This window comes from Nostoc sp. 2RC (assembly GCF_014222165.1).
In the GTDB taxonomy this organism is placed as follows: domain Bacteria; phylum Cyanobacteriota; class Cyanobacteriia; order Cyanobacteriales; family Nostocaceae; genus Nostoc; species Nostoc linckia.
The window spans coordinates 1-1,067 of the sequence record NZ_JACKZU010000733.1; the positions used below are offsets into that span (position 1 = coordinate 1).

1 protein-coding gene is annotated in these 1,067 nt (G+C 47.5%); it reads left to right on the top strand.

Annotation, left to right across the window (positions count from 1 at the left end):
* The first annotated feature begins 131 nt into the window (after positions 1-131).
* On the top strand, positions 132-1,046 hold the full coding sequence (locus GNE10_RS34735) for a TauD/TfdA family dioxygenase (protein WP_185570535.1): 915 nt from the start codon (positions 132-134) through the stop codon (positions 1,044-1,046).
* The last annotated feature ends 21 nt before the right edge of the window (positions 1,047-1,067 follow it).

Below are 1,067 nucleotides of genomic sequence, written 5' to 3' on the forward strand. Positions count from 1 at the left end.
GGGTAAAGGGTAAAGGGTAAAGGAATAAATTTAATGTTTCCCCATACCCAATGCCCAATGCCCCATGCCCCATGCCCAATGCCCCATGCCCAATGCCCCATGCCCATTAATTTTTTAGGAGAAACAAAAACATGACTTCCCAACACTTTGATATCAAACCAGTTGCCGGACGTATCGGTGCCGAAATCATTGGTGTGAATTTGAGTAACAAACTCAGTGATCAAGTTATCAGCGATATTCGCAAGACTTTAGTTGAATACAAAGTAATTTTCTTCCGAGATCAACATCAACTCGATGCCAATGGACAAGTAGCTTTCGCTCGCCGCTTCGGTGAAGTTACTACAGCTCATCCTACCGTTCCTTCACTTCCAGATCATCCAGAAGTTCTGGATTTGAATTACGGCAAAACCACTTCCCGTGCTAACAGTTGGCACACTGATGTCACATTTGTAGACCGTCCTCCCCTTGGCTCCATTTTGCGGGCACTGGTTATTCCTCCATTTGGCGGCGATACTATCTGGGCAAACTCTGTAACTGCGTACCAAGATTTACCAAATCATTTGCGTAGTCTTGCAGATGAACTCTGGGCAGTACATAGCAACGCCTTTGATTATGCAACTGGATTTGACCTGCCTGAAGACGTGAAAGCTTACCGAGCAGTTTTCACCTCAACGGTATATGAGACCCTTCATCCAGTAGTACGGGTTCATCCTGAATCTGGGGAACGTGGGTTATTTATTGGTGGCTTTGTTCGCCAGTTCCGCGGCCTATCAACAACTGAATCGGACGATATTTTAAGACTGTTGCAAGCTTACGTAACCCGTCCAGAAAATACAGTTCGTTGGCGTTGGCAAGTTGGTGATGTGGCATTCTGGGATAACCGCGCCACCCAACACTACGCAGTTGCAGATTACGGTAACCAACCCCGCCATGTCCAACGAGTGACAATCGTCGGCGACATTCCAGTAGGCATTGATGGTAAACAAAGTCAAGCCGTCAAGGGTGATTCTTCTGCCTACAATCGACGGGAACCAGTAGGGGTTTGAGGGACGCGGGGACAGGGGGAC

Bases quoted from the DNA above. Each gene is read 5' to 3' on its own strand.
- GNE10_RS34735 (WP_185570535.1), top strand. From the start codon at position 132: ATGACTTCCCAACACTTTGATATCAAACCAGTTGCCGGACGTATCGGT.